General features: G+C 66.1%; 22 protein-coding genes. 5 read left to right on the top strand and 17 right to left on the bottom strand.

Annotated elements, in window-relative coordinates; translation table 11 throughout:
* Positions 1-2: 2 nt before the first annotated feature.
* The 9 genes from WDC82_RS07080 to WDC82_RS07040 all read right to left on the bottom strand — a co-directional run bounded on the left by WDC82_RS07080 (position 3) and on the right by WDC82_RS07040 (position 13,407).
* Positions 3-2,432, bottom strand: coding sequence for an ATP-binding protein (locus WDC82_RS07080; RefSeq protein ID WP_340116553.1), 2,430 nt, complete (start codon positions 2,430-2,432; stop codon positions 3-5).
* A gap of 209 nt (positions 2,433-2,641) precedes the next feature.
* Positions 2,642-4,042, bottom strand: coding sequence for an adenosylhomocysteinase (gene ahcY, locus WDC82_RS07075; RefSeq protein ID WP_340116552.1), 1,401 nt, complete (start codon positions 4,040-4,042; stop codon positions 2,642-2,644).
* Between the two features lie 146 nt (positions 4,043-4,188).
* Positions 4,189-5,967 (bottom strand): phosphoenolpyruvate--protein phosphotransferase, encoded by a 1,779-nt coding sequence (gene ptsP, locus WDC82_RS07070; RefSeq protein ID WP_340116551.1) that lies wholly within the window; start codon positions 5,965-5,967, stop codon positions 4,189-4,191.
* Positions 5,954-6,262, bottom strand: a complete 309-nt coding sequence (locus tag WDC82_RS07065; RefSeq protein WP_340116550.1) for an HPr family phosphocarrier protein — start codon at positions 6,260-6,262, stop codon at positions 5,954-5,956. The genes ptsP and WDC82_RS07065 overlap by 14 nt, the downstream gene beginning before the upstream one ends.
* 10 nt (positions 6,263-6,272) lie before the next feature.
* Positions 6,273-6,680, bottom strand: coding sequence for a PTS sugar transporter subunit IIA (locus WDC82_RS07060; protein WP_340116549.1), 408 nt, complete (start codon positions 6,678-6,680; stop codon positions 6,273-6,275).
* 114 nt (positions 6,681-6,794) lie between these two features.
* On the bottom strand, positions 6,795-8,273 hold the full coding sequence (gene rapZ, locus WDC82_RS07055) for an RNase adapter RapZ (protein ID WP_340116548.1): 1,479 nt from the start codon (positions 8,271-8,273) through the stop codon (positions 6,795-6,797).
* Between the two features lie 6 nt (positions 8,274-8,279).
* Positions 8,280-10,055 (bottom strand): stimulus-sensing domain-containing protein, encoded by a 1,776-nt coding sequence (locus WDC82_RS07050; protein WP_340116547.1) that lies wholly within the window; start codon positions 10,053-10,055, stop codon positions 8,280-8,282.
* Positions 10,024-10,728, bottom strand: a complete 705-nt coding sequence (locus tag WDC82_RS07045; RefSeq protein WP_340116546.1) for a response regulator transcription factor — start codon at positions 10,726-10,728, stop codon at positions 10,024-10,026. The genes WDC82_RS07050 and WDC82_RS07045 overlap by 32 nt, the downstream gene beginning before the upstream one ends.
* Positions 10,729-11,040: 312 nt before the next feature.
* A complete protein-coding gene (locus WDC82_RS07040; RefSeq protein WP_340116545.1) occupies positions 11,041-13,407 on the bottom strand; it encodes an ATP-binding protein in 2,367 nt (788 codons plus the stop codon).
* Positions 13,408-13,530: 123 nt separating this feature from the next.
* Between WDC82_RS07040 and WDC82_RS07035 the strand changes: the two genes are divergently transcribed.
* From WDC82_RS07035 to WDC82_RS07025, 3 genes are all read left to right on the top strand, one after another.
* Positions 13,531-14,055 carry a PAS domain-containing protein gene (locus WDC82_RS07035; RefSeq protein ID WP_340116544.1) on the top strand — a complete coding sequence of 175 codons (525 nt, stop codon included), beginning with the start codon at positions 13,531-13,533 and terminating at the stop codon, positions 14,053-14,055.
* A gap of 68 nt (positions 14,056-14,123) precedes the next feature.
* Positions 14,124-14,474, top strand: coding sequence for a metalloregulator ArsR/SmtB family transcription factor (locus WDC82_RS07030; RefSeq protein WP_340116543.1), 351 nt, complete (start codon positions 14,124-14,126; stop codon positions 14,472-14,474).
* Positions 14,471-14,929: an ArsI/CadI family heavy metal resistance metalloenzyme gene (locus WDC82_RS07025; protein ID WP_340116542.1), complete on the top strand. Its 459-nt coding sequence runs from the start codon at positions 14,471-14,473 to the stop codon at positions 14,927-14,929. Before WDC82_RS07030 ends, WDC82_RS07025 begins: the two co-directional genes overlap by 4 nt.
* Positions 14,930-15,003: 74 nt before the next feature.
* On the opposite strand, the gene pspC is transcribed toward WDC82_RS07025, so the two are convergent.
* From pspC to WDC82_RS07005, 4 genes are all read right to left on the bottom strand, one after another.
* Entirely contained in the window at positions 15,004-15,447 is a 444-nt protein-coding gene (pspC, locus tag WDC82_RS07020) for an envelope stress response membrane protein PspC (protein ID WP_340116541.1), read from the bottom strand.
* Positions 15,444-15,665, bottom strand: coding sequence for an envelope stress response membrane protein PspB (pspB, locus tag WDC82_RS07015; protein WP_340116540.1), 222 nt, complete (start codon positions 15,663-15,665; stop codon positions 15,444-15,446). The genes pspC and pspB overlap by 4 nt, the downstream gene beginning before the upstream one ends.
* 31 nt (positions 15,666-15,696) lie before the next feature.
* Positions 15,697-16,389 carry a phage shock protein PspA gene (pspA, locus tag WDC82_RS07010; RefSeq protein WP_340116539.1) on the bottom strand — a complete coding sequence of 231 codons (693 nt, stop codon included), beginning with the start codon at positions 16,387-16,389 and terminating at the stop codon, positions 15,697-15,699.
* A 90-nt stretch (positions 16,390-16,479) separates the two neighbouring features.
* Positions 16,480-16,752 carry a hypothetical protein gene (locus WDC82_RS07005; protein WP_340116538.1) on the bottom strand — a complete coding sequence of 91 codons (273 nt, stop codon included), beginning with the start codon at positions 16,750-16,752 and terminating at the stop codon, positions 16,480-16,482.
* Positions 16,753-16,915: 163 nt separating this feature from the next.
* On the opposite strand from WDC82_RS07005, the gene pspF reads away from it, so the two are divergent.
* Positions 16,916-17,995, top strand: a complete 1,080-nt coding sequence (gene pspF / locus WDC82_RS07000; protein WP_340116537.1) for a phage shock protein operon transcriptional activator — start codon at positions 16,916-16,918, stop codon at positions 17,993-17,995.
* Positions 17,996-18,070: 75 nt separating this feature from the next.
* Here the strand turns inward: pspF and WDC82_RS06995 are convergent, their stop codons facing one another.
* Positions 18,071-19,126, bottom strand: coding sequence for a patatin-like phospholipase family protein (locus WDC82_RS06995; protein ID WP_340116536.1), 1,056 nt, complete (start codon positions 19,124-19,126; stop codon positions 18,071-18,073).
* 422 nt (positions 19,127-19,548) lie between these two features.
* Here WDC82_RS06995 and WDC82_RS06990 point away from each other — a divergent pair, with 422 nt between their 5' ends.
* Positions 19,549-21,159: a phosphoenolpyruvate carboxykinase gene (locus WDC82_RS06990; RefSeq protein WP_340116535.1), complete on the top strand. Its 1,611-nt coding sequence runs from the start codon at positions 19,549-19,551 to the stop codon at positions 21,157-21,159.
* 51 nt (positions 21,160-21,210) lie between these two features.
* Here the strand turns inward: WDC82_RS06990 and WDC82_RS06985 are convergent, their stop codons facing one another.
* From WDC82_RS06985 to polA, 3 genes are read right to left on the bottom strand one after another with little or no spacing between them, the layout of a single operon-like run.
* Positions 21,211-21,990, bottom strand: a complete 780-nt coding sequence (locus WDC82_RS06985) for an ion channel (protein WP_340116534.1) — start codon at positions 21,988-21,990, stop codon at positions 21,211-21,213.
* A 22-nt stretch (positions 21,991-22,012) separates the two neighbouring features.
* Positions 22,013-23,137 (bottom strand): aminotransferase class V-fold PLP-dependent enzyme, encoded by a 1,125-nt coding sequence (locus WDC82_RS06980; protein ID WP_340116533.1) that lies wholly within the window; start codon positions 23,135-23,137, stop codon positions 22,013-22,015.
* 6 nt (positions 23,138-23,143) lie between these two features.
* On the bottom strand, positions 23,144-25,936 hold the full coding sequence (gene polA / locus WDC82_RS06975; protein WP_340116532.1) for a DNA polymerase I: 2,793 nt from the start codon (positions 25,934-25,936) through the stop codon (positions 23,144-23,146).
* Positions 25,937-25,989 lie beyond the last annotated feature (53 nt).

Below are 25,989 nucleotides of genomic sequence, written 5' to 3'. Positions count from 1 at the left end.
ATCTACTCCGCCACGTCCTGCTTGGCGGCAGGCCCATCGCCGGCGGCCTGGCTGCGGCCGAGCGGCAGCGGCCCGAGCGGGACATGACAGGTGACGCAGGTGCCGCCGCCGACCCGCGAATCGAGTTCGACGCGGCCGCCGTGCAGCTCGATAAGGCTTTTCACCAGCGACAGTCCGAGGCCGGCACCGGAGTGGCGCGTCTCGCGCGAACCGCGTTCGAACTTGCCGAACACCCGCTCGCGGTCCTCGTCGGGAATGCCGATACCGGTATCGGCAACCTCCAACAGCATTTCGCCCGCAAGCCGCTTCGCGGCGATGGTGACGACGCCGCCCTCTTTGGTGAACTTCAGCGCGTTGGACAAGAGGTTGAACAGCGCCTGGCGGAGGCGGCGGCCGTCGGCCATCAGTTCGCCGGCTTCGGGGTCGCAGTCGAGGCGCAGGTCGATGCTGCGACTGTGCGCGCGCTCGCGGCCCAGGGTGAAGATCGATTCCAGCAGCGTCTGCACGTTGGTCGGCTGCAGGTCGAGCTGGAGGTAGCCGGCCTCGATGGAAGCGAGGTCGAGGATGTCATTGATCAGAGCGATAAGTTGCTGCGAGGACTGCACGATAGCGTGGCTGTATTCCAGCTGGCGCTCGTTCAGCTCCCCGAAGAACTGGTTCTCCAGCACTTCGGCGAAGCCGATGATGGCGTTCAGCGGCGTGCGCAGCTCGTAGGAGATGTTGGCGATGAATTCCGATTTCAGGCGGTCGGCAGTTTCCAGCGCCTCGTTGCGCTCGATGAGGGCGCGCTCGACGCGCAGGGTGTCGGTCACGTCGACGTAGCTGAAAAGCACACCACCGTCCGGCAGCGGCACCTGCGCCCAGTCGATGGCGCTGCCGTCGGTCCGCTCCAGCCGCCCGCTGCGCGTGTCGGGATCGGTGGTGCGGCCGACAAGAAGCTCGAAGACCTCCGGCCAGTCTTCGTCGGACACCGGGAAGAGATCGCGGGTCCGCGGCAGCACGTCACGCACGTGCGGTTCGCCGCGCAGGAATTCCGGGTCGAGGTGCCAGAGGTGGCAGAGTCCCGGGTTGAACAGCTTGACGCGCCCGTCGGCGCCGTAGACGGCGATGCCTTCGTAGAGGTTGTCGATGGTTTCGCGCTGCACTTCGGTCAGGGTGTTGTAGCTGCGCTCCAGCGCCAGGCGGTCAGTGACGTCTTCGTAAGACAACAGGATGCCGCCGAAGGGATGCGGCGTGACCACCATGCGCAGTGTCGATCCGTCGGGCAGGTGGACCAGCTCCTCCTCCTGGGCGATGAGGGTCGCGTACTTCTGCAGCACCTCGCGCTTGTAGGCGGGGAAGTTGGGGTACTCCGGGAAACGCCGCCGCTCGCGCAGGGCCTCCAGCACATCGCCGAGATGCGGGTGGGTCTGCAGGAAATCCTCATCGAGCTCCCACAGCCGTGCATAGGCGGTATTGAAGAACATCAGGTGGAGGTCGCGTCCATAGATCGCGATGGCGGTGGAGAGGTTCTCCAGCATCTCCGACTGCACCCGGATGTGACGGCCGAGTTCGGCCTGGACTTCTTCCAGCTGAGTGCGGTCGACAGCGAAGCCAAGGCTCGCGCCCTTGCCGAAGGGCAGCTCGAAGATCTCCAGCAGGTGGCGTCCGCCGCCCATGACGACGTGATGGGTTTCGCTGGCGGCCGTGCCGCCGGCGCGCGCCTGCTCGGCCAGCGCCACTGCGGACGGTCCCTTGGCGCGGCCCAGCAGCTCGGTCCCCTCGCGGCGCACCGTTTCGACATCGCTGTCGACCGCTTCGGCGTAGTACCGGTTGCAGTCCGTCAGGCGTCCGTCGCCGTCGCGCAGCCACAGCGGCATGGGTAAGCCATCGAGCACAGCGCGCAGATGCCTGGCCTCGTTCTTCAGGGCCGCCTCGCGGCGCGCGGAGTCCGAGCGGTCTTCGAACCAGATCGTGGCGGCGCCCGCCGCACCGGGCTCTCCGGCTGCAGGGCGCCCGTGCAGAACCAACAGGCGGCTGCCATCGGCCAGTCGCGCTTCCAGGTCGAAGGGCGTAGCGTCGCGGCCGAGCGCCTCCAGCGCCGGTTCGACCCGGGTCCGCGCATTGGCATCCAGTGAGGCGAGCAGCAGCGCCTCGGTCACCGGCGCATCTGCCGGGAGGCCGAGCATCGCGGCAGCGGCCGGCGCCGCACTGCCCTGAGAGGCCGTACCGCCCTGAGAAAGCGTGATCTGCGGCCAGGGCGAGGCGGCAAGGACACCATCGAGTACCGCGGCACGGCGCCGCGCTGCCGTGGTTTCGGCCTTGCTGTCCGCCAGTTTCCTGCGCGACTGCACGATGAGCCAGAGACAAAGGCCTAGGGCAACGAGGGAGAGCAGCAGGAGCCAAAGTAACCCCCAGCCTCCCGCTGCCATCTGCCCGGCGGATTCAGCCATCCGGTCCTCCGGCGCGGGCCGCCGCGGGATGGGCCCGATGAGCCGCGCGCGTCATCGCTTCAGCGAAAACCTGCGCTGTTCTATCCCGCCGGCGCGGCCGGCGCTCTGTCGAGGCCCCTCTCACAGGATGCGAGTCTAAGCGCAAGCCGTGCGGGCGGCAAGGCGCCCGCAGCCGGCGGCGCTGCCCGGCAGCCAGCCTCTCGTTTCCCCTAGTAGCGGTAGTGCTCTGGCTTGAAGGGGCCGTCGACGGCAACGCCGATGTAGTCGGCCTGCTTCTTGGACAGCTGGGTCAGTTTGGCGCCCACTTTTTGCAGATGCAGGGCGGCGACCTTCTCGTCCAGATGCTTGGGCAGCACGGCTACGGTCTTGCCGTAACTCTCCGCGTTGGCCCAGAGCTCCATCTGTGCCAGCACCTGGTTGGTGAAGGAGGCGCTCATGACGAAGCTGGGGTGGCCGGTGGCGACGCCCAGGTTCACCAGGCGGCCCTCAGCCAGCAGGATGATCTTCTTGCCGTCCGGGAACTCGATCTGGTCGACCTGTGGCTTGATGTTGTCCCACTTGAAGTTGCGCAGCGCACCGACCTGGATCTCGGAGTCGAAGTGGCCGATGTTGCAGACGATGGCGCGATCCTTCATCTGGCGCATGTGGTCGACGGTGATGACGTCGACATTGCCGGTGGCGGTGACGAAGATGTCGGCCTGCGAGGCCGCCTCGTCCATGGTCACCACCTCATAGCCTTCCATTGCCGCCTGCAGGGCGCAGATCGGGTCGGCCTCGGTCACCATCACACGGCAGCCGGCGCTGCGCAGGGATTCCGCCGAGCCCTTGCCGACGTCGCCGAAGCCGGCGACGGTGGCGACCTTGCCGGCCATCATCACGTCGGTGCCGCGGCGGATAGCGTCGACCAGGCTCTCGCGGCAGCCGTACTTGTTGTCGAACTTTGACTTGGTCACCGAATCGTTCACGTTGATGGCCGGGAACAGCAGGGTACCGGCCTTCTGCATCTCGTAGAGACGGTGGACGCCGGTGGTGGTCTCCTCGGTCACGCCGCGGATCGCCTTGCCCAGCGCGGAATACCAGCCGGGCTTCTCGGCGACGCGCTTCTTAATGGCGGCAAAGAGCGCCTCTTCCTCTTCGTTGGTCGGATTGGCGACCACCGAGAGGTCCTTTTCCGCCTTCATGCCGAGGTGAATCAGCAGCGTGGCATCACCACCGTCATCGAGGATCATGTTCGGCGTACCGCCGTCATGCCACTCGAAGATGCGGTGGGTGAAGTCCCAGTACTCCTCCAGGCTCTCGCCCTTGAAGGCAAAGACGGGGGTGCCGGTCGCGGCGATGGCCGCGGCGGCATGATCCTGGGTCGAGAAGACATTGCAGGAGGCCCAGCGCACCTCGGCGCCCAGGGACTGCAGGGTTTCGATCAGGCAGGCGGTCTGGATCGTCATGTGCAGCGAGCCGGCGATGCGGGCGCCCTTGAGCGGCTGGGACGGGCCGAACTCCTCGCGCAAGGCCATCAGGCCCGGCATTTCCGTCTCGGCGATTTCCAGTTCCTTGCGGCCCCAAGCAGCCAGGGAGAGATCCGCCACCACATAATCGGTGAATTCGGCCATGCTTTCCTTCCTACCTTCAGCTACCGCCCCCGCGCGATGCCTGGCGGGGCCGGGTCGGCGCGAATGCGCCGGATCGGGAATAGACCGGGTCATGTATCAGCCCCGACGCCGCGCCGCAAGGCTGTGCAGGCGGGAAGATCGGCCCGTTAGTTCGCGGTCTCGTTGAAGTCGTCGAGCAGGGCGGCGATCCGCCCGCTGTCGACCTGCTCCATGATCATCATGGCGCGTCGTCCGGCGGTGTGCATATCGATGGAAAGGATGCGGCTCTTCACCCGCGGGACCGCCTTGGCGGTCATTGACAGCTCGCGCACGCCTAGCCCCACCAGCAGGGCGGTGAAGCGCGGGTCGCCGGCGATTTCGCCGCAGACCGAGACCGGGATGCGGGCCCTCAAGGCCGCTTCGACGGTGAACTGGATAAGCCGCAGGACCGCCGGGTGCAGCGGGTTGTAGAGGTGGGCGACGCGCTCTTCGCCGCGGTCGATGGCGAGGGTGTACATGGTGAGGTCATTGGTGCCGATGGCGAAGAAGTCGGCGACCTGTGACAGCGAGTCGGCGGCCAGGGCGGCGCCCGGCACCTCGATCATCACGCCCACCGGGGGCAGCGGGTCGGCGATGGCAATGCCGCGGCGGGCCAGGCGCCGGGCGGTCTTGTCCAACTCCTTGCGAACGGCACGCACTTCGCCGGGCGTGGTGATCATCGGCAGCAGAATGCGCAGGGGCCCGTGCACCCCCGCGCGCAGCATGGCGGCCAGCTGCGGACGCAGCAGCTGCGGCTCCTTCAGCGACAGCCGGATGGCGCGCAGGCCCAGTGCCGGGTTGGCCGACTCGCCGAGCTGCTCGCCCAGCGAAGTGGCCAGCTTCTCGCCGCCGATATCGAGGGTGCGGACCGTGACCGGCCGGCCCTTCATGGCCTTCACGATCTCCGCCAGGGCCTGGTACTGCTCCTCCTCGCCGGGCAGGTCATTGCGGTTCATGTACATGAACTCGGTGCGCAGCAGACCGACGCCCTCGGCGCCGCTCTCGCTCACCTGGTTCAGCTCGCGCGGCAGTTCCAGGTTTACCTGCAGGCCGACGTGCTGACCATCGCGGGTCTTGGCCGGCACGTCGCGCAGCCGCGCGAGCGAGCGGACCTCGCGGGCCATGTCCTTGAGGCGCCGCTCGTAACCGGCCAGCCGGGCCGGCGTCGGGTTGACGATGACCAGGCCATTACTGCCGTCGACGATCAGCAGGTCGCCGGAGCGCACCGTCGGCAGCAGGCCCGGCACGCCGACCACCGCGGGCAGGCCCAGCGAGCGGGCCATAATCGCGGTGTGCCCCTCGGCGCCGCCCAGAACACAGGAGAAGCCGCCGATCTCGCGCGGGTCCATCAACGCGGTGTCGGCCGGCGATATCTCCTCGGCGATGACGATGCTGCCTCTTTCCAGCCCGCTGAAGCCGTGGAACTCGACGTCCGTGAGGCAGCGCAGCAGGCGGTGACCGACCTCACGCACGTCCTCCGCGCGGGCCGAGAGGTAGCTGTCCTCCATCGCCTCGAATTCCTGGGCGAGGGCGGAGATCTCGGCCATCACGGCGGCCTCGGCGTTGCGCCGGTCGCCTTCGATTCGGCGCTCGATGCCGCCGATCAGGCGTGTCGAGTTCAGCATCTGCAGGTGTGCTTCCAGCAGGTAGCCAAGTTCCTCGGCGGCGAGGCCGTGGATGCCGACCGCCTTCGCTTTCAATTTGCCGACTTGGCGGCCCGCTTTGGCCGCGGCCTCGGCAAGGCGCGCCTTCTCGGCCTTCACCTTCCCGGCGGGGATCTGGTACTCGACGACCTGCAGGTCGCCGGCCTCGCGCACGTAGGCAGGCCCGATGGCCACGCCCGGCGCGACGCCGAGTCCATCGAGAACGCGTTCCTCCCTTGGTTTCTTCTTCTTATCCGTCTTCATCGAACTTGCCGGCCACCAGTTGCGCCAGTGCATCCACCGCCGCCTCCGCTTCAGGCCCGCTTGCCTCAATCTCGATATCGCAGCCGGGCCCGGCCGCCAGCATCATCAATCCCATGATCGAACCGCCGGGTACCCGGGTCTCGTTCTTCTCGACCGTCACCTGCGCGTCGAACCTTCCCGCCAGCTTAACGAATTTCGCCGCGGCACGCGCGTGCAACCCCTTCTGGTTGCAGATCGTCACCTGCCGCCGCACGGCGGCCGGGGCACTGCCCTTGCTTTCTGTCGCGCCCGTCATTCCCCGCTCATCAGTCTTTGTCCGCGTCGAGCAGTTGCGAGGCGACATTGATGTACTTGCGCCCGGCGAGCTGGGCCTGGGTCACAGCCTCCGACAGGGTGGCGGTGCTGCGCAGGCCGGTAAGCTTGATCAGCATCGGCAGGTTAATACCGGCAATCACCTCCACCTGGCCCTTATCGAGCACGGAGATCGCCAGGTTCGACGGCGTGCCTCCGAACATGTCGGTCAGCAGCACCACGCCATCCCCTTCGTCGGCCGCCGCGACTGCGTCGATAATGTCCCGCCGGCGCTGTTCCATGTCGTCTTCCGGACCGATACAGATTGCCGTGACGTTCTCCTGTGGGCCGACGACGTGTTCCAGCGCCTGGACGAATTCCACCGCCAGACGTCCGTGGGTTACCAAGACCAGACCAATCATCCTTAGCTCCCTGCTCGCCAACGCCGCACCCGATTTTCGGCCGCGGGCGACCTGGCCTCACCGCTTTTGACGCCATGATAAGGGCCCAATCGCCGCTTCCGGTCAACCGGGCGCTCAGTCCGGCGCCGCCGCACGGGCCGGATCGCGGGAGATGTCGCGGTGGGTGAGATGGACCGGACGGCCGTGCTCCCGCAGCCAGGAAGCTAAGCGCTCGGCCACGAAAACCGACCGATGGCGCCCGCCGGTGCAGCCGACGGCGATGGTCAGATAGCTCTTCCCCTCGCGCTCGTACCGCGGCAGCAGGCCGTCCAGCATGGCCGTCAACTGGTCGAAGAACGGGGGGAAACCGGCATCGCGGGCCACGTAGGCGGCGACCTCGTCGTCCTGGCCACTCAGCGGCTTCAGGTCGGGCTCGTAATGCGGATTGGCGAGGAAGCGTACATCGAACACCAGATCCGCCTCGCGCGGCAGACCCTGGCGGAAGGAGAACGAGGTGACGAAAACCGACATGCCGGCACTGCCGCCCAGACCAAGGCGGCCGAGCAGCTGCTGGCGCAGTTCGGCGGGGGTCAGGTGAGAGGAGTCGATCACCATGTCGGCGCGCTCGCGCAAGGGCGCCACCAGGCGGCGCTCGACCGCGATGCCGTCGGCCACCGGGCGACCCTGGGCCAGCGGATGGCGCCGCCGTGTCTCGGTGAAGCGGCGCCCAAGCACCTCGTCGTCGCAGTCAAAGAAAATCAGCGTAATGGCGAAGCCAGGACTGGCGGCGAGGCGGTCGAGCTGTTCCAGCACCGGGCCGACCGCGAAATCGCGGGTGCGGATATCGACACCGATGGCGATCGGCCGCCGCAGACCGACCTCATGCACAACCGCCGGCAGCAGGCTGAGCGGAAGGTTGTCGATGGCCTCGTAGCCCTCGTCCTCCAGCACCCGCAACGCGCTGGAGCGGCCGGCGCCGGACAGGCCGGTCACCAGAACCAGGCGCGTGCGCTCGTTCTGCCGGGACGCATGTGCCGGAGCCGCTCCGCCTGCCGGCTCCGCATCGCTCGGAGTGTCGTCGCTCATAGGCGTACCAGTATCCAGGCCAGTATCCAGACCAGCATCCGGGCCAGCAAAGGGGCCCGCCGAATCGGCGCGCATTATACGCGAGGCCGCCGCGCGTAAGGCAAGGCGCAGCTTCTCCGGCGCCGAAATCTGCGCCGGATCGAGGTCGATGCGGCTTACGGCAACACCGCACAGCGTTTCCAGCCGCGGTTCCGGCAGGCGCTCAATCGCCGCGGCCGGCTTGAGATCGACGACCAAGGCCACTGACACGCCGGCGCGGTAGGGCAACTGCGCTATGCCGAGGCCGCGCACCTCCAGCTTGCCGGCGATTGTCTCTGGCGGAAAGGCGCAGAGGCGTCCGCCGTTCGCCTGCAGCCGGGTCTGGTCGTCGCTGACGAGCATGCCACCGCGGTCGATGAGGCGCAGGGCGATGTCCGACTTGCCGGCCCCGGACGGCCCGCGCAGCAGTACCGCCCATTCGCCGAGATCGGGCTCCGCCAGCATGACCGCCGTGGCATGGACCAAGTCTTCAGTCGGTGCCTCTGCCATGACCGGCTAGTCGGCCGGCAGGCGCACGGTAAAGCAGGCACCGCAGACCCGGCCTTCCGGATCGCCGCGATTCTCCGCGCGGATGGTGCCGCCGTGCGCCTCGACGATTTGCTTGGAGATCGAAAGGCCAAGGCCGGAGTGGGTGCCGAACTTTTCGCCCGCGGGCCGCTCGGTATAGAAACGCTGGAACACAGCCTCCAGCTTGCCTTCCGGAATGCCGGGGCCCTCGTCGGAGATCGACACCACCACGTCGCCGGCCTGGCGTTGCGCGGCGAGGCGGATGGTGCCACCGGGCGGCGAGAAGGTCACTGCATTGGAAATGAGGTTACGGAACACCTGCCCGAGGCGGCCTTCGATGCCCGGCACCGAGAGGTCCTGGTGGTCGAGCACGTCGAGCTGGAAGCGCGGCGCTTCGGCACGCTCGCCGGCCTCTTGCACGGCGACCAGCGCGCGTAACAGCCCGCCAATGTCGACGATATCGGTTTCCGCGCGCGACAGCTCGGCATCCAACCGCGAGGCGTCGGAAATATCGCTGATCAGGCGGTCGAGGCGCTGCACATCGTCGAGGATAATCGACATCAGCTTCTTCTGCTGCTCCGGGTCTTCCACACGAGCGACGGTTTCCACTGCGCTGCGCAGCGACGTCAGTGGGTTCTTGATCTCATGCGCCACATCGGCGGCAAAAGCCTCAATGGCGTCGAGGCGATGCCATAGTGCCTCGGTCATCGCGCGCAGCGAATCGGAAAGATCGCCGATTTCGTCGCCGCGGCGGGTAAAGTCCGGCAGTTCGAACTGCCGGCCCTTGCCGGAGCGCACCTGGTCGGCAGCCAGCGCCAGGCGGCGGATCGGCCGCGCGATGGTGCCGGCGAGGTAGAACGACAGCAGCACGGTGACGCCCAGGGCAACGCCGCAGACGATGAGGATGTCGCGCCGGCGGTCGTCGACGGCAGCGTCGACCACGGCGCCGTCCTTCGACAGCATAAGGGCGCCCAGCACTTGGCGGTACCGCTGCACCGGGACCGCGACGGAGAGCACCAGGCGGCCCTGGCGGTCGAGGCGCACCATGCCGGGGCTCTGGCCGGCTAGCGCGCCGATCACCTCATCGTAATCGGCCGCCTTCTGCTCGCGCGCTTCCCGGTAGAGCGGGAAGCTGTCCTTGCCGGGCAACCACTGCATGGCGAGATTTAAGAGGCGACGCAGCAAGCCAAAGCCGCCGTCCCGGTCCGGCGGCAGGGTCTGGATCTGCACCTGCCCACCTGGTCCGCCCAGAACGAAACTGTCCGCCAGGATTTCACCGGAGCGCGCGAAGATGCGCGCACGCACGCCGGTGTCGACCAGCAGCACGCGCATGAGGTTGCGCGTCACTTCGGGTAGCAGGCGCTCATCGCCCACTTGGGTTGCGACGACCGCCGTCGAGCCGAGCGACAGCGAAAAGGCGCGGGCCTGGATGCGCAGCGAATCGATCTCCGCGGCGATCAGGCTGTTGCGGTACTGGTCTAGATGCATCAGGCCGAGCACCGGAATCGCCAACACCAGGACGTTGATCGTGAGGATGCGGCGGACCAACGGCGAGCGCCAGCCGCGTGAGTGGCGCCGCGGCGGCCGGGTCGTCGACGTCTCGTCGGCGCGGGACTCGGTCTGGCGTGCGCGCTTGCCCGCCGCCCTGCCGCCTTCGCCGTTCTGCCGCCGCAACATGTTGGTGCCCTGCCCCTCCAGGCTATCGGCGCGCCGCCGCGCCCTGCCGTGCAGCTCAGGCTTCCCGGTAGCGGTAACCGACGCCATAGAGCGTTTCAATCTGCTGGAAGCTGTCGTCGACGTCGCGGAACTTCTTGCGCAGCCGCTTGATGTGGCTGTCGATGGTGCGGTCATCGACGTAAACCGATTCGCCATAGGCCGCGTCCATCAGCTGGTCGCGGTTTTTCACATGACCGGGGCGCTGCGCCAGAGCTTTCAGGATGAGGAACTCGGTCACCGTCAAATTGATGCGTCCCCCCTTCCAGCTGCAGAGGTGGCGCGCCGGATCGAGCGTCAGTTCGCCGCGCACGACGGGCGCCTCCGCTGTCTCGCTGCCGCCCTCGGCATCCTCGCCGCCCTTCTCCCGCCGCAACAGGGCGCGGATGCGCTCGATCAGCAGACGCTGGGAAAACGGCTTTGTGATGTAGTCATCCGCGCCCATACGCAGGCCCAGTACCTCGTCGATCTCGTCGTCCTTGGAGGTCAGGAAGATGATGGGCAGGTTGGAAGACTTGCGCAGGTGACCGAGCAACTCCATGCCGTCCATGCGCGGCATCTTGATGTCGAGCACCGCCAGATCGACCGGATTGGCGGCAATGCCGCGCAGCGCTTCGGCCCCGTCGTTGTAGGTGCGCACCTTGAAACCCTCGGCCTCCAAGGCGATGGAAACGGAGGTCAGAATGTTGCGGTCGTCATCGACCAGGGCGATGGTATCCTGCATGGCCGTCGACTTTTAATATCCCTCTCTACGATACCCGTGGCTTGCGCCGGTGGCGCTGCCGGGCCCCTTCCCCATGTCAGCCTGCCCCCCGAACGCCTCGATAACAAGGCGGCCGGGATAAGGAACCCACTGGGCTACCAAAGCAGACGCTCAACCCGGGAGCAAGCCGCCGATTTCACCTGCCGACCCGCGGCGATGCAGCGCCGCAAGGCGGTGCCGGCCAACCTGGAAAGGGACTGTGGCCTTTTTGCGGCGATTTCGGGATAGATAGGGAGGAAATCCGTAAGAGCCCCAGAAGGCGCTGCTTGGCTGTCACTCCCCGGCCATGGCCTCTGAAGCGACGAGGAGCCGGTGGTGCGGGAAGACCACGCTGATCCGGGTGCCCTGCTCGGGCACGCTGTGGAGAGCGATCTGGCCGCCGTGGAGTTCGACCAGCGAACGCACGAGCGGCAGCCCGAGGCCGGTACCCTCGAAGCGCCGATTGAGTTCGCTCTCGACCTGGAAGAACGGCTCGAAGACCTGCTGCTGATCCTCGGGGGCAATGCCGATGCCGGTGTCCTGTACGGCCATTTCCAGCGCTCCGCCGGCGACTTTCAATTCCACCACCACACGCCCGCCGGGCCTGGTGAACTTCAGCGCGTTGGCAACGAGGTTCAGCAGAATCTGCTTGATGGCCCGTTCGTCGCCCTGCAGATGCAGCGGTCGCTCGGGCAAGCTGACGGCCAGTTGCAACTGACCGTCACGTGCCTTGGCCTCCATCAGGCCGACCGTCCGGCGCACGAGGTCAGCGACGTCGATCAGGCTTTCGCTCAATGCCGACTGGCCGGCCTCGACCCGCGACAGATCCAGAATGTCATTGATCACCGAGAGCAGATGTTCACCGCTTTCGCGGATGTGCCCGACGTATTCACGATACTTGCCGACATCCTTGGCGAGACCGCCGTGGGCACCGGCTGTTTCTGACTCCAGGTGCTCAAGCAACTGGGAAAAGCCGATGACCGCGTTCAGCGGCGTACGCAGTTCGTGGCTCATGGTTGCCAGAAAGCTGGATTTCGCGCGGTTGGCGGCCTCGGCCGCCTGCTTGGCTTTGACCAGAGCCTGTTCGGCGGCCTTGTCCTCTGTGATGTCCTGGGTGGTGCCGACGATGCGCAGGGCACGCCCGGCCTCGTCGCGCACCACCTCGCCCATCTCGCTAACGTAAAGCACCGTGCCATCCGGGTGCACAACCCGGTGATCGATGATCAAGCTGTCCTTCTGGTCGACCTGCGTCAGCGCGTCGACGACGGCGGCGCGATCATCCGGGTGGACGCGGGCGAGAAAGGCTTCCTGTGAGGCTTCGATTTCGCCAGGGCGGTAACCGAGAATGCGGTACACCTCGTCGGACCAGATGGAGGATTTTGCCTCTTGATCGGTCTCCCAGCTGCCGACCTGCGCGATGCGCTGAGCCTCGATCAGACGGCGGCGGCTTTCCTCGGCAGCCGACTCGGCGCGCTGACGGATGATGATGCCGGCCAAAGCGTCGGCAACGGCGCGCAGGTGAGCCATCTCCGCCTCGTCGCGCTCGCGCCCGTCCGGCAGAGAGAGGATGAGGACGCCGAGGGTCTCCCCACCGAAGACCAGCGGAACGGCATAGTGGCCATGGGGCCCCATGCCCTCGAAGCCGTTCTCGTGGCGCTCGTCGACATGGGAGGCATGGATGATGTGCTGCTGGGCGGCGGCCCGGCCGCAGAGACACTGGCCGAAGGCGACCCTTTGGCAGATCGTGTGGAGGGGCCGCGGCAGGTTTTTCTGCACTGCCAGACGCAGTGCCCCGTCATCCACCAGGAACACGCCGCCTTCCGGCTCTACGGCCAGCCAGGGCGCGGCCAGGATCGCGTCGAGGGCGTCCTCGAGCTGCTTTTCAAGCGGCTTGCTGCCGAGCGAGATCTCCAGCAACTGGTTGAGGGTCTGCAGGTGCTCGCGGCTTTGCTCGTGCTGGCGCTCAAGCACCGCCGCGCGGCTATGCAGCCGGCCGGCGATCGTCAGCAGCAAACCGACCGCCGCCGCCATGGCGAGGAACTGCGAGATCAGGAAGCCGACGGGGGCAAACCACTCGACCGGGCGCAGCCAGGGATACTCGATCTTGTGCAGTCCCCAGAGGATCAGAATGAGTCCGACAAAGCGGCCGGCGGCGACTGCAGCTTCGGGCCGGGCGCGCAGCATGCAGACGCCGGCCGCGATCAAGGCGCCGCCGGACACCGCATAGAGCGGGACCGCGCGCAGCAGGAAGTCGTCGACGATGAAGGTACTGAATCCGGACCACAGGAAAACCGCGACCACCACCTGCGTGAGAAGCAGCCGCGGGGTGCTATGACCCAGGAAGGACAGGGTGCCGCACAGCAGCATGAGCGCCGAGACGCCCTGCATGGCCTCCGCGAGGAACACAGCGAACTGGGGATGCAGCGGCTCGCCGACCAGGTAGAGGCCGAGGCGCAACACCCATAGGGCATAGCCGGCGGTCCAATAACCGGCCCCCGCAGGCGCGCCGGGCATGGCGCGCAGGTAGGCGAGCGCCGCCAGCAGCACCGAGGCGCCGATCATGGCACCGGGGATGACGGAGGGGACGGTGATTTCCAGGTTGACGCTCCTGCGGCATTCGAACAGAGGACAAGAGAAACTGGTCTTGCTTTCGCCTATCAACTAACAATGTATTGGTTAACTGTGAATTAAGCCTTTTGCTTATCCGGCCTCGGATCGCAGCCATCGGTGGCCGCTGGAGGGCCCTCTGACAGGATGTAAGCGGAGGGCCAGGGGGAATCGTTCATGGCGCTGAAAGACGACACGCCCAGGCCGCGCCCTGCCGTCTCTGCCCAAAGCACCGGCCGCGACTTCCTCGCCGACTGCCCGCTGCGGATCGCCGAGATCTTCTCCTACTGGGACAGTCTGCGGCAGGGCCGCCCGATGCCGAAGCGCGCCGACTTCCAGCCCGAGGCGGTGCCGCGCCATCTCTCCAGCATCCTGCTGGTCGACGTCGAGGGCGTGGATGACGAGGGCATGGGCATCTACCGCTACCGCGTGGTGGGCACCGACGAAGTGCGCCTGCGCGGCCACGACCCAACCGGCAAGCTGGTGCAGGACGGCGTCTTCTGGTCCAGCCCGGAAGAAGCGCTGGCGGTTTACGAGCGCATTCGCACCGGGCGCACGCATCTTTACCAGGTATCCGAGTTCGTCTCGCCCGAGGGTCGCTGGCGGTCCGAATACGGCATTCTTTTGCCGTTCTCCGCGGACGGCCAGACCGTCACTCAGATCCTCGTCTATTCCCTGGCGCGCAGCAGTCAGGACGGCTGAAGGCGGATCTCCGTTCTGACAAGAAGAGTGTTCTTGATCTCTCTTTTCATTTCTAATATTCTGGAATTATGGAAAAGATTCACGCCCTCGCGGGCTTGGCTGCCTTGGCGCAGGAAAGCCGACTGGACATTTTCCGCCTGCTGGTCGAAGGCGGGCCGGAGGGGCTGGCAGCCGGCGACATCGGCACGAGGCTCGCCCTGCCGGGGGCCACCCTCTCGTTCCACCTGAAAGAACTGCGCCAGGCGGGCCTGATCACCTGCCGGCGCGAGGGCCGCTCTCTCATCTATGCTGCCGACTTTGCGGCGATGGGCAGCCTGGTCGCCTATCTCACCGAGAACTGCTGCGGCGGGCGCTGCACGGCACCACGGACCGCAGCCCTCAGCACACCCCCTTCAAGCCCTAAGGAGTCCGCCCGATGAAGCGCCTTCACGTCCATCTCAGCGTCGACGATCTCGCCACCTCGGTTGACTTCTATACCAACCTGTTCGGCGGCGCCCCCGCTGTCCTGAAGCACGACTACGCCAAGTGGATGCTGGACGACCCGCGGGTGAACTTCGCCATGTCCCAGCGCGCCCGCCAAGCAGGCCTCGATCACCTGGGCATCCAGGTCGAAGACGAGGCCGAACTGCGCGAGGTCGCCGGGCGGCTCGCCGCCTCCGGTGCGCGCCTGGTAGAGCAGAAGGACACGACCTGCTGCTACGCCCGCTCCCACAAGGCCTGGGTGAATGATCCCCAGGGAATCGCCTGGGAGACTTTCCACAGTCACGGCGAAGCGGTCGTCTACGGCGAAGACCTGCCGGCTGTCGCTTGCTGCAGCGACCAGTCCTGCGGCACGCCGCCGGCCGCCGGCCGCGAGACCGCCTGCTGCGTCTGAGCGAAGAATTGCTGCGCAGCATGAAATTCCATGCTGCGCAGCAATTGCGTTAATTCAAAGGGTTAGATGGAAGCTCAGCTTTCCAGATCGCGGAAGGCGCGGTGGAGCTTGGCCTCGGAGGAGGTGACGAAGGCCTCCATGTTGCGGATCCTCTGCTCCTGTTCGCGGTAGCGGTGGCGCAGCCGTGACAGGCTCTCGCTCGGCTTCAGGCGGAGCTGGCGCCAAAACTCCTTCTCCGCGTCCGACTCGTACTGATAGGCCGGGGCGCGGTCGATCAGCAGAGTCGCCAGCAGGTAGCAGATGATGGTCGGCGGAGGGAACATGAAGACCGCGATGACCGCCGCGATGCGCACCAGGAAGGGGCTGATGCCGAAGTAGTCGGCAAGGCCCGCGCAGACGCCAAAAATGCGCCCACGCTCCCTATTGCGGTAGAGCCGGCTCGGCTTCGGGCCGGCAGACGGATGCCCGTGACCGCTATTCCCGGAAGGCCGGTTCTGGTGGTTTTGCGGGCTGATCACAGCTGTTTCCTCCAGTCCGTCACCTCGGCGTCGAGGATGCGTTCCAGCGCATTGATGCGCTGCTCCATGCGCTCGGAGTTCTTCCACAGTTCTTCGAGCAATTGCTCCTCGTCGCTAGAGAGGGCCTTGGTCGCCTTCCAGCGCGTGGTGTAGTGGGCGATGATCCAGATCGGCGCCACCACGGCGAGGAACAGGATGCCCAGTACGGTATAGTCCATGGATGTCTAAGCTCCCCGGCCCGGCCGCGCCTTATTCGCCACCGGCCGGCTTGGCGCCGCCCTTTGACTGGGCAAGCTTCGCCTTCAGGGCCGTCAGTTCATCCTCGATGGCCGATTCGGCGGCCAGTTCGGAGATCTCCTCGGCCAGCGACTTGCCGCGGCCGAGATCGAAAGCTTCGACCTCGCCTTCCTTGGCATCGAGCTTCTTTTCGACCTGCTCGAAACGGGCGAAGGCATCGTCGACGCGGCCATCGTAAAGGTTGCGGCGCACTTTGAGGCGAGAGCTGGCGGTCTCGTGGCGCGCAGCCAGCGACTGCTGCTTTGCCTTGGCCTCACGCAGCTTGCTCTCCAGCTTGCCGATGTCCGCCTCGTCCTGCTGCAGCATGGCGTCCAGTTCTTCCAGTTCCTCCCGCAGCATCGCGGCCGCCTCGGCCAGCTTCGACTTCTCGACCAGGGCGCCCTTGGCGAGATCCTCGCGGCCCTTGGAGAGGGCAAGCTCCGCCTTCTCCTGCCAGCCCTGCTGTGCCTCGGCGAGGCGGGCCAGACGGCGGTTGGCCTCCTTCTTCTCTGCGATGGTCTTGGCCGCCGTGGAACGCACCTCGACAAGGGTGTCCTCCATCTCCTGAATGACCAGGCGGATGATCTTCTCGGGCTCCTCGGCCCGATCAAGGATGGAATTGAGATTGGAATTTATGATGTCGGCGAGGCGGGAGAAGATACCCATTGTTGTCGGTCCTTATCGTCTGTCTCGGTTATCTCGGTGGTGACTGGTGCAAGGGCACCGTGTTGATCATTTGGGGTCAGGTCTTGCGACTTAGACTAAGAGGGCGCCGAGCAGCAATCCGGCGATGAACATCAGCCAGTGATCGGCGGTGCGGCTCCTCAGATAGAGCCGGGTGCGCTCGACCCAGCGGTCGAAGCCTTCCCGTCCGCCGCAGGCTCGGCCAAAAAACTCTCGCCCCGGGCCGGCACGCCCAGAAGAAGTGGGGCCGGAGGTGCGAAAGTCGGAAGTGTCGTTCCAGCGATTCATCGTCGTGCGCTCTCTGTCTGGCTTGGTGGTGTTCTTGGCTTGGGGCTTTTCGGCCATCCGCCATAACTATTGGCAATCCGCGTGCCAAGTCCGCTCAGAGACTATAAGTTATTGTTTTGCAACGATAAATAGCCTGGAAGGGAGGCGGGGTCGGGATTGGGGGCCTGGTTCATAGACCGTTTTATGGTGATTTTCCCCATTTATTGGCTATTCTGACGCGATGATCAGTCCCGATTTGCCGCCGCTGCTGGGTCAGTCGCCCGCCTTCATGACGCTCGCCGAGCAGATCTCCCGGGTGGCGCCGCTCGACCGTCCGGTGCTGGTGATCGGCGAGCGCGGCACCGGCAAGGAGTTGGTGGCCGCCCGCCTGCATTTCCTGTCACGCCGCTGGGGCGGCCCTTTCGTTAAGCTGAACTGCGCGGCGCTGGCCGAGAGCCTGCTGGAGACCGAGCTGTTCGGTCACGAGGCCGGCGCCTTCACCGGCGCGGCGAAGCGGCGGGCCGGCCGCTTCGAGATCGCCGACAGCGGCAGCCTGTTCCTCGACGAGATTGCGGCGTCCAGCCCGGCGGTGCAGGAAAAGCTGCTGCGCGTCATCGAGTACGGCGCCTTCGAACGGGTCGGCGGCAACGCCACTTTGCAGGTCGACGTGCGCGTAATCGGCGCCACCAACGAGCACCTGCCGGCCGCGGCTGCCGAGGGTCGCTTCCGCGCCGACCTGCTGGACCGCCTCGCTTTCGAGGTGCTGACGCTGCCGCCGCTGCGCGCGCGGCCCGAAGACATTCCCCTGCTGACGAGTCACTTCGCCCGCGAGATGGCCAAGGAGTTGGACTGGCCGCAGTTTCCCGGCTTCACCGATGCAGCGATGGAGCGGCTGCTGGCGCACGACTGGCCCGGCAACGTGCGCGAGCTGCGCAACGTGGTCGAGCGATCGGTGGCACGCGGGAAGCCCGATGAAGAGATCGCGACCGTGGTGATCGATCCCTTCGCCAGCCCCTGGACCCTGGCGCCGCTGTCTGCGGCAAGGATCGGGACCAAGGCCGGGACTGAACCCACCAAAGGGCCCGAGGCCGCCACGGGCAACACTACGCCGGGGAGCATTCTCTCTGACCCGACGCGGGCCTTCGATCTCGATGCAGCGTTAAAGCGCGTGGAACACGACCTCTTGAGCCAGGCCCTGGCGGCGCAGCGTTACAATCAACGCGCCGCGGCCAAGCAACTGGGCCTCACCTATGACCAGCTGCGGGGCCGCCTGCGCAAGCACGGCCTGCTGACCGCAGCGGCGGAGAGCGGCGCAGACTAGATCAGTTCAGGGTCGGATGGCCTCGCCGAAGGGGATCCACCGCCGCTCAGTGGCTCCATCTCACCGTGATCCAATCTAGGACAGGGTGAGGGTGGAGCGCTCGCCCAGGTCGTCGCGGTGGGCGGCGAGCCAGGCTTGCGCCGCGGCGCGGCCGGTTTCCTTCAGCGTGCTGAGGAAGCCCCAGTCGGCACGTTGCTTGGAGGCGACGTCGAGGCCCTGCATGGCGGCGCCGCCGTGCAGCATGTGCAGGTTAAGGCCCTTCACCCGGTCGCTGAGGCCGCAGCCGCGCCGTCCGGCCATGCGGCCCATATAGCCCAACGCCTCCAGCTCACGCATCAGGGGGGCGTTGAACACGATCTGGCTGCGCCGGGTGTCGATCTGGCTGGGGCTGCGCGGAAGGTCTTCGGTCGTCGGCGAGTCGATCTGCACGATCAGCACATCGCGGGCATCGCAGTTGAACACCAGCGGGAAGATCGTCGGGTTGGCCATGAAGCCGCCGTCCCAGTAGTGCGCATCGCCGATCGTCACAGCCTTATAGAGATGCGGCAGGCAGGCCGAGGCGAGCAGGGCGTCGACACTCATCTCTTCGTTCTCGAAGACCACGGCGCGGCCCTGCTTCAGGTCGGTGGCCGAAACGAAGAGGCGCGGCGCGCGGGCATGCTGCAAGGCCTCGAAATCGATGACCTCTTCCAGCACGCCGCGCAGCGGGTTCACGTTCAGCGGGTTCAGCTGATAGGGGGAGAAGAGGCGGGTCATCATCTGGAAGGCCGGTGCCGCCATCAGCGGTGGGCCGAAGTCTGCCAGGGTGCCGATCCGCCGCCACAGGCGCTCGAGCGTCTCGCGTGCAGCGGCCCGCGGGTGCCGGCCTCCGGCCTGCCAGCCGCTCGCCAGCGCGGCAGCGTTCAAGGCGCCGGCACTGGCACCGCTGAGACCGTCGATGGCGATCCAGGGTTCTTCCAGCAGGCGGTCCAGCACGCCCCAGGTAAAGGCGCCGTGAGCGCCACCACCCTGCAGCGCCAGGCTGAGCGGGCGCGGCGGCGTCGCCGTGCGACGGACGCGGCGCAGCGGCAGGCCGGCCCCCCGCGGTCCACGGGCGGCAGACTTTCTAACGGCGATGTTCTCGGTAACCATGCAGCCTCCAGACGATGTCTGGGGCATTTCCCACTCGAGACTGGCTCTTGCTGGCCAGACGGCATGCGGCAATCGCCGCGGCGCTGTGGATAATTTCTAATTTGTATTCATGAACAAGCGCTTAATCCGCGCGAAGGGTTAATTTCATCCGCCCGGTGCCACGCGCCGTGAGCGATGTTCCGGGAAAACCCGCGGTGCCCCGGAACCACATAAAGACACATTGGCCTTGTGGAAAAGCCGCGCGCTATCGACTATCTGTCAGCGTGGCGCCGCCGTCCCAAGGATGGGCGGCGTTTGCCGCCAGGGGTCCGCCAGAAGGCCCCGGGAACGATATCGGGTGGAGGAGCGTCCCCTACACACGGCCGCCGCAAATCCAGCGGTCGCGGGGTCCCTCCATTAGCTCTTGATGGGAGGAAAGTGCGTTGGAACAGATTGGTAAGGTCATCAGCCGCAACGGGCTCGGCCAACACGGCCTGAAGGACATCCGAACCGCCTACTGGAACTCGGACGTCGCGGCGCTCTACGAAGAAACCCTGAAACGCGGCGAAGGCCAATTGGCCGAAGGCGGTGCCCTGGTCGTCCTGACCGGCAAGCACACCGGACGCTCCCCCAAGGACAAGTTCATCGTCCGCGAGGCGGCGACCGAGGGCGACATCTGGTGGGGCGACGTGAACGTCGCCATCGGCGAGGCCGGCTTCGAGCGCCTCTATGGCAAACTGGTCGACTACCTGCGCGGCCGCGACGTCTTCGTGCAGGACGTCTACGCCGGCGCCGACCTAGACCATCGTCTGGCGGTGCGCGTGGTCAGCGAGAGCGCCTGGCACTCTCTCTTCACCCGCAACATGTTCATCCAGCCGCCCGAGGCCGACCTCGGCGGCTTCCAGCCTTCGTTCACCGTGCTGCACGCGCCCTTCCTGCACGCCGATCCGGAGACCGACGGCACCAACAGCGAAAGCTTCATCGTGGTCAGCTTCGCGCGCCGCATGGTGATCATCGGCGGCACGGTCTATGCGGGCGAGATCAAGAAGTCGATCTTCTCGATCCTCAACTACCTGCTGCCGGAGAAAGACGTGCTGCCGATGCACTGCTCGGCCAACATTGGCCAGGCCGGTGACACGGCGATCTTCTTCGGACTTTCCGGCACCGGCAAGACGACGCTGTCGGCCGATTCCAGCCGTCAGTTGATTGGCGACGACGAGCACGGCTGGTCCAGCAATGGCGTGTTCAACTTCGAGGGCGGCTGCTATGCCAAGGTGATCCGCCTGGATCCCGAAGCCGAGCCGGAGATCTATGCCACCACCGGGCGCTTCGGAACGGTGCTGGAGAATGTCGTCCTCGACCCGGCGACACGCCTGCTCGACCTCGACGACAACCGCTACACCGAGAACACGCGGGCGAGCTATCCGTTGGACTTCATCCCCAATGTGGCACCGGGGGGCCGCGGCGGCCAGCCGGAGAACATCGTCATGCTGACCGCCGATGCCTTCGGCGTACTGCCGCCGATTTCCAGGCTGACACCCGAACAGGCGATGTACCACTTCCTCTCCGGCTACACCGCGCGCGTCGCCGGCACGGAAAAGGGCATGGGCAACGAGCCGTCTGCGACCTTCTCCACCTGCTTCGGCGCACCCTTTATGCCGCGGCACCCCTCGGTCTACGCGAAAATGCTGGGGGAGAAGATGGCGAAAACCGGCGCCAACTGCTGGCTGGTCAACACCGGCTGGACCGGCGGGGCTTACGGCACGGGCAACCGCATGAAGATCGCCTACACCCGCGCCATGGTGCGCGCGGCCCTGTCGGGCAAGCTGGGGGAGATCGCCGTCGCCAGGCATCCGCAATTCGGGCTGCTGATGCCCGAGAGCTGCCCGGACGTGCCGGCGGAGGTGCTCAATCCGCGCAATACCTGGCGGGACAAGCAGGCCTACGACCTGACGGTGCGCGACCTGACCAAACGCTTCGAAACCAACTTCAAGCAGTTCGAGACTTACGTCGACGACGGCGTGAAGGCCGCCGGCATTCACGCCGCGGCCTGAGCCAAGGTCGCATCGTCGCAGCAGCGGTCCGCCCGTCAGGGCGGGCCGCTTCTATTCGACGCCATGCGTCGGGATCCTGATGGTTTCTCCGCAGTGCTTGCAGTGCACAGCGTCAGGCTCGTGGCGGTCGAGCCCACAGGTCGGACAAGCGTGACGGACCTTCGTCGGCCGCACGACGGCCTGCGCGAGGCGGAAGAACAGCGCCACACCGATCACCATGATGCCGACGGCCAGCAGACGCCCGCCGCTGCCGGTCATGGTGATGTCGCCGAATCCTGTGGTGGTCAGCGTCGTCACCGTGAAGTAGAGCGCGTCGACATAGCTCTCGATGTCGGGATTGCGGCGGTATTGCAGGGTGAAGACCAGCGCCGTTGCCAGGAATATGAAGACGAAGAGATTCACACAGGCGACGATGACCTCCTCGTTCCGGCGAAAAAAGTCCGTCTCCTCGCGCAGGTCGCGCAGTACGTGGTAGGAGTGCAGCAGCCGCATCGCGCGCAGCACGCGCAGGAAAGCGAAGCTGGTCGAGAAGAAAGGTGCCAGCAGCAAGGTCAGGATCACCAGGACGTCCGCCACCGTGTAGAGCTGGCGCAGCATGCGCAGCCGCGCCGGCGCGATCCACAGCCGCGCCAGGAAGTCGGCGAGGATGATCAAGCCGAGAATGAAATCGACGGTCAGGATGAAGGGCGTCGGAAACTCTGGCGCCGTCACCACAAAGAAGGCAATGGTCGCCAGGTCGAAGGCGAGGAGTCCGTAGCGGAAGTTCGTCGCCCGTTGGCTCCTGCCGGTGTAGAGATCTCTCAGAATCTTCTTCAGCCGCGCTTCGGCCATGCGGTCTCCTTTGCCGTGCGCCTCAACGCAAAAAGCGAGGCAGGCGTTCCAGGAAGATCTCGACGTCCCCTTGCGTCGTGAAGAGGTGCACCGAAATCCGCACCCGGCCGTTGTCGCTCCAGACAAGGATAGCCTCTTCCGCGGCGCGGCGCATCACCGCCTCCGGATCGGCGCAGCGAAAGCAGACGTTGCCGGCGTGATTCTCGGGCCCGGCCGGCGTCATCACCTCCAGTCCGAGCGCGCCGACGCCGGCGATGAGGCGCTCGGCCAGGCTACGGACGTGTGCCGTGATGGCGTCGATGCCGAAGCTTTCAAGATAGGTGAGGGACTCGCGCAGCAGGTAGGCGCCGAGGTGCCCGGCGTTGCCGTATTCGAAGCGCCGCGCGTCGGGCTTCATCACGTAGTCGGCGGCGGTCGGCCCCGCCGTGGCGGAAGACCAGCCGGCGCCACCGGGCGCGAAGTCCGGCTGCCGCCTGCGGTTCCAGCCGAGAATCCCCTCATGAATGCCGAGCGCGAATTTGTAGCAGGCGGTAACCAGGAAGTCCGAGAGGTCGCCGCGCAGCGGCACCACGCCGAAGGCATGACTGGCGTCGACCAGCAGCATCGGGCCATCGTTCAGTCCTGCCGAGAGCTTCTCCAGGTTTACATGCTGGCCGGTGAGGGCGTTCACCTGACTGACGTAGACCAGGCGCGTGCGCGAGTCGCAGGCCGCGAGCAGATCGTCCTCGTTCAGAGCCCAGCCGCGCGCCGGCACCAGGCGCAACTCGACACCCCGCGCCTTCAGGCTGGCCAGCGCATAACGGCCGGAGGCGTAGTCCAATTCCGGCGCGACGACGTTGTCGCCGGGCCGCCAGTCGATACCGGAGACCACGCTCATGATCCCGTCGGAAGCATTGCCGAGCAGGGCAATGTCGCCGGGCTCTAGACACATCATTCGCGCCACGGTCACGCGAACCTCGTCGTCGACCTTCCAGTGGGTCCAATAACCGTCGAAGCCACGGGCCTTGTCGATGGCAAAGGCCTCAAAGGCCTCCCGGTGTTTCACCAGCAGCGGCGGCTCGCCGCCCGTCGCCAGATGCACCTTGCCCTCCAGGCCGATGAAGTCGGACTTGGGAGCGGGCAGGGGGCGCAGCGGTTGTCCGGCCATCTCTGCCTAGTGCGCTTCGGCCCAGTTGGCGCCGGTGCCGGCGTCGGCAACCAGCGGCACCGACAGCTCGACCGCCGGGGCACAGGCGTTTTCCATCACCTCGCGCACCAGGGCCGAAGTTGCCTCGACCTCGTCCTTGGGGACTTCGAACAGCAGTTCGTCGTGCACCTGCAGCAGCATGCGCGCGCCGAGCTTGGCGTGCTCCAGCGCCGGCGGCACGCGGATCATCGCGCGCTTGATGATGTCCGCGGCGGTGCCCTGGATCGGCGCGTTGATCGCCGCGCGCTCGGAGAAGCTGCGCATCGCTGGGTTCTTGTCCTTGATGCCCGGAATGTGAACCTTGCGCCCGAACAGCGTGGTAACGAAGCCCTGCTCGCGCGCCGCCGTCTTCATCTTGTCCATGTAGGCGCGGATGCCCGGATAGCGCTCGAAATAGGCATCGATATAGGCTCTGGCCTCGCCCTGGGGAATACCGAGATTCTGCGCCAGGCCGAAGGCGGAGATGCCGTAGATGATGCCGAAGTTGATCGCCTTGGCCTTGCGCCTGACCATCGGGTCCATGCCCTCGACGGGAATGCCGAAGACCTGCGAAGCGGTGATGGCGTGAATGTCCTGGCCTTCGTGGAAGGCCTGCTTCAGGGACTCCACTTCGGCGATGTGGGCGGTGAGGCGCAGCTCGATCTGGCTGTAGTCGACGCTGAGCAGCACGTGACCCTTTTCGGCGACGAAGGCGGTGCGGATCTTGCGGCCTTCCTCGGTGCGCACGGGGATGTTCTGCAGGTTTGGGTCGTTGGACGACAGTCGGCCGGTGGAAGCGACCGCCTGCGAGTAGGACGTGTGGACCCGGCCGGTGTTGGGATTGATCTGGGTCTGCAGCGCGTCGGTGTAGGTGCTCTTCAGCTTCGACACCTGGCGCCAGTCGAGCACGCGCGCCGGCAGATCGTGCCCCTGGGCGGCCAGCGCCTCCAGGATGTCGGCGCCGGTCGCATAGGCACCGGACTTGCCTTTCTTGCCGCCGTCCAGCGACATCTCATCAAAGAGAATTTCACCCAGCTGCTTGGGCGAGCCGATGGTGAACTCGCGGCCGGCCAGCTTGTAGATCTGCTTTTCCAGCTCGCCCATGCGCGTGGCGAAGTCGTTCGACATGCGCCGCAGGGTATCGCGGTCGACCTTGATACCGGTCAGTTCCATCTCCGCCAGCACCGGCACCAGCGGCCGTTCGATGGTCTCGTAAACCGTGGCAAGGCGGTCCGTCACCAGGCGCGGCTTCAGCATCTCGAAGAGGCGCAGGGTGATGTCGGCATCCTCGGCAGCGTAATCAAGCGCCTTGTCCAATGGCACCTTGTCGAAGGTGATCTGATTCTTGCCGCTGCCGGCGACGTCCTTGAACTTGATGGTCTGGTAGTCGAGATGCAGTTGCGCCAGTTCGTCCATGCCATGGCCGTGCATGCCACCTTCCACCACGTAGGACAGCAGCATGGTGTCGTCGATCGGCGCCACCGAGATACCGTGGCGCGCGAGGATCAGCATGTCGTATTTGATGTTCTGGCCGACCTTCAGGATGCCGGGATCCTCCAGCATCGGCTTCAGCACGGCGATGGCCTTGTCCAAGGGGATCTGCTTCGGCGCTTCGACGGCGCCGTCCAGGTCGAGTCCACCCTGATCCGGTTTTCCGTCAGCGCTACCGCTGCCGGTGTGGCCGAGCGGGATGTAGCAGGCCTTGCCGGCGGCGGTCGACAGCGACACGCCGACGAGATTGGCCGTCAGCGGATCCAGCGACGTGGTCTCGGTGTCTACCGCAACCACGCCGCGGCGCTGTGCCGCCGCCACCCAGCGCTCAAGCTCCAGGACGTCCTGTACCAGTTCGTAGGCTGCCTCTTTAGGTGATTCCGGCGGCGCCGCGGCAGGTGTCGCCGCGTCCTCGGTCCCGCCCAGCTGCTCGGAAAGGCGGCGCAGCAGGGAGCGGAATTCGTAGCGCTCCAGGAAGCCGCGCAGTGCCTCCGGTTCCGGCAGCTTCAGACCGAACTCCTTGAGATCGGCCGTGACCGGCACGTCCTGCGCCAGGGTCACGAGCTTCTTCGAGATGCGCGCGAGTTCGGCGTTTTCCTGCAGCTTCTCGCGGCGCTTGGGCTGCTTGATCTCGCCTGCCCTTGCGAGGAGCGTTTCCAGGTCGCCGTATTCCTCGATCAGTTGCGCCGCGGTCTTGATGCCGATGCCCGGCACCCCCGGCACGTTGTCGGTGGAATCGCCGGCCAGGGCCTGCACGTCGACAACCTTCTCCGGCTGCACGCCGAACTTCTCGACCACCTCGTTGCGGCCGATTTTACGCTCCTTGATCGGGTCCAGCATGGTGATGCCGCCATCGACCAGCTGCATGAGGTCCTTGTCCGAGGACACGATGGTGACCTCGGCGCCCGCGGCCTTGGCCTGGCGCGCATAGGTCGCGATGAGGTCGTCGGCCTCGTAGCCTTCCAGCTCGATGCAGGGCAGATTGAAGGCCCTCGTCGCCTCGCGGATCGCCGCGAACTGGGGAACGAGATCCTCCGGCGGTTCCGGGCGGTGCGCCTTGTATTCGGGATAGATCTGGTTTCGGAACGTCTTGGCGGAAGCGTCGAAGATGACGGCGATGGCGTCGGCGTCGCTGTCGCGCAGCAGCTTCACCAGCATGTTGGTGAAGCCGAAGGTGGCGTTGACCGGCCTGCCGTCGGAGGTATTACGCGGCGGAATGGCGAAGTAGGCCCGGAAAATGTAGCCGGAGCCGTCGACCAGGTAGAGGTGCTTATAGGGGGCTGTCGTCATGCCGGGGAGAATGCCGGAGCCCCCCGGCTAAGTCGAGCGTTCAGCGGCCCCTT

It is taken from the genome of Pelagibius sp. 7325 (genome assembly GCF_037652055.1).
In the GTDB taxonomy this organism is placed as follows: domain Bacteria; phylum Pseudomonadota; class Alphaproteobacteria; order Kiloniellales; family Kiloniellaceae; genus Pelagibius.
Note: the sequence above shows the minus strand (reverse complement) of the source record. Positions and strands in the feature narration are given on the sequence as shown.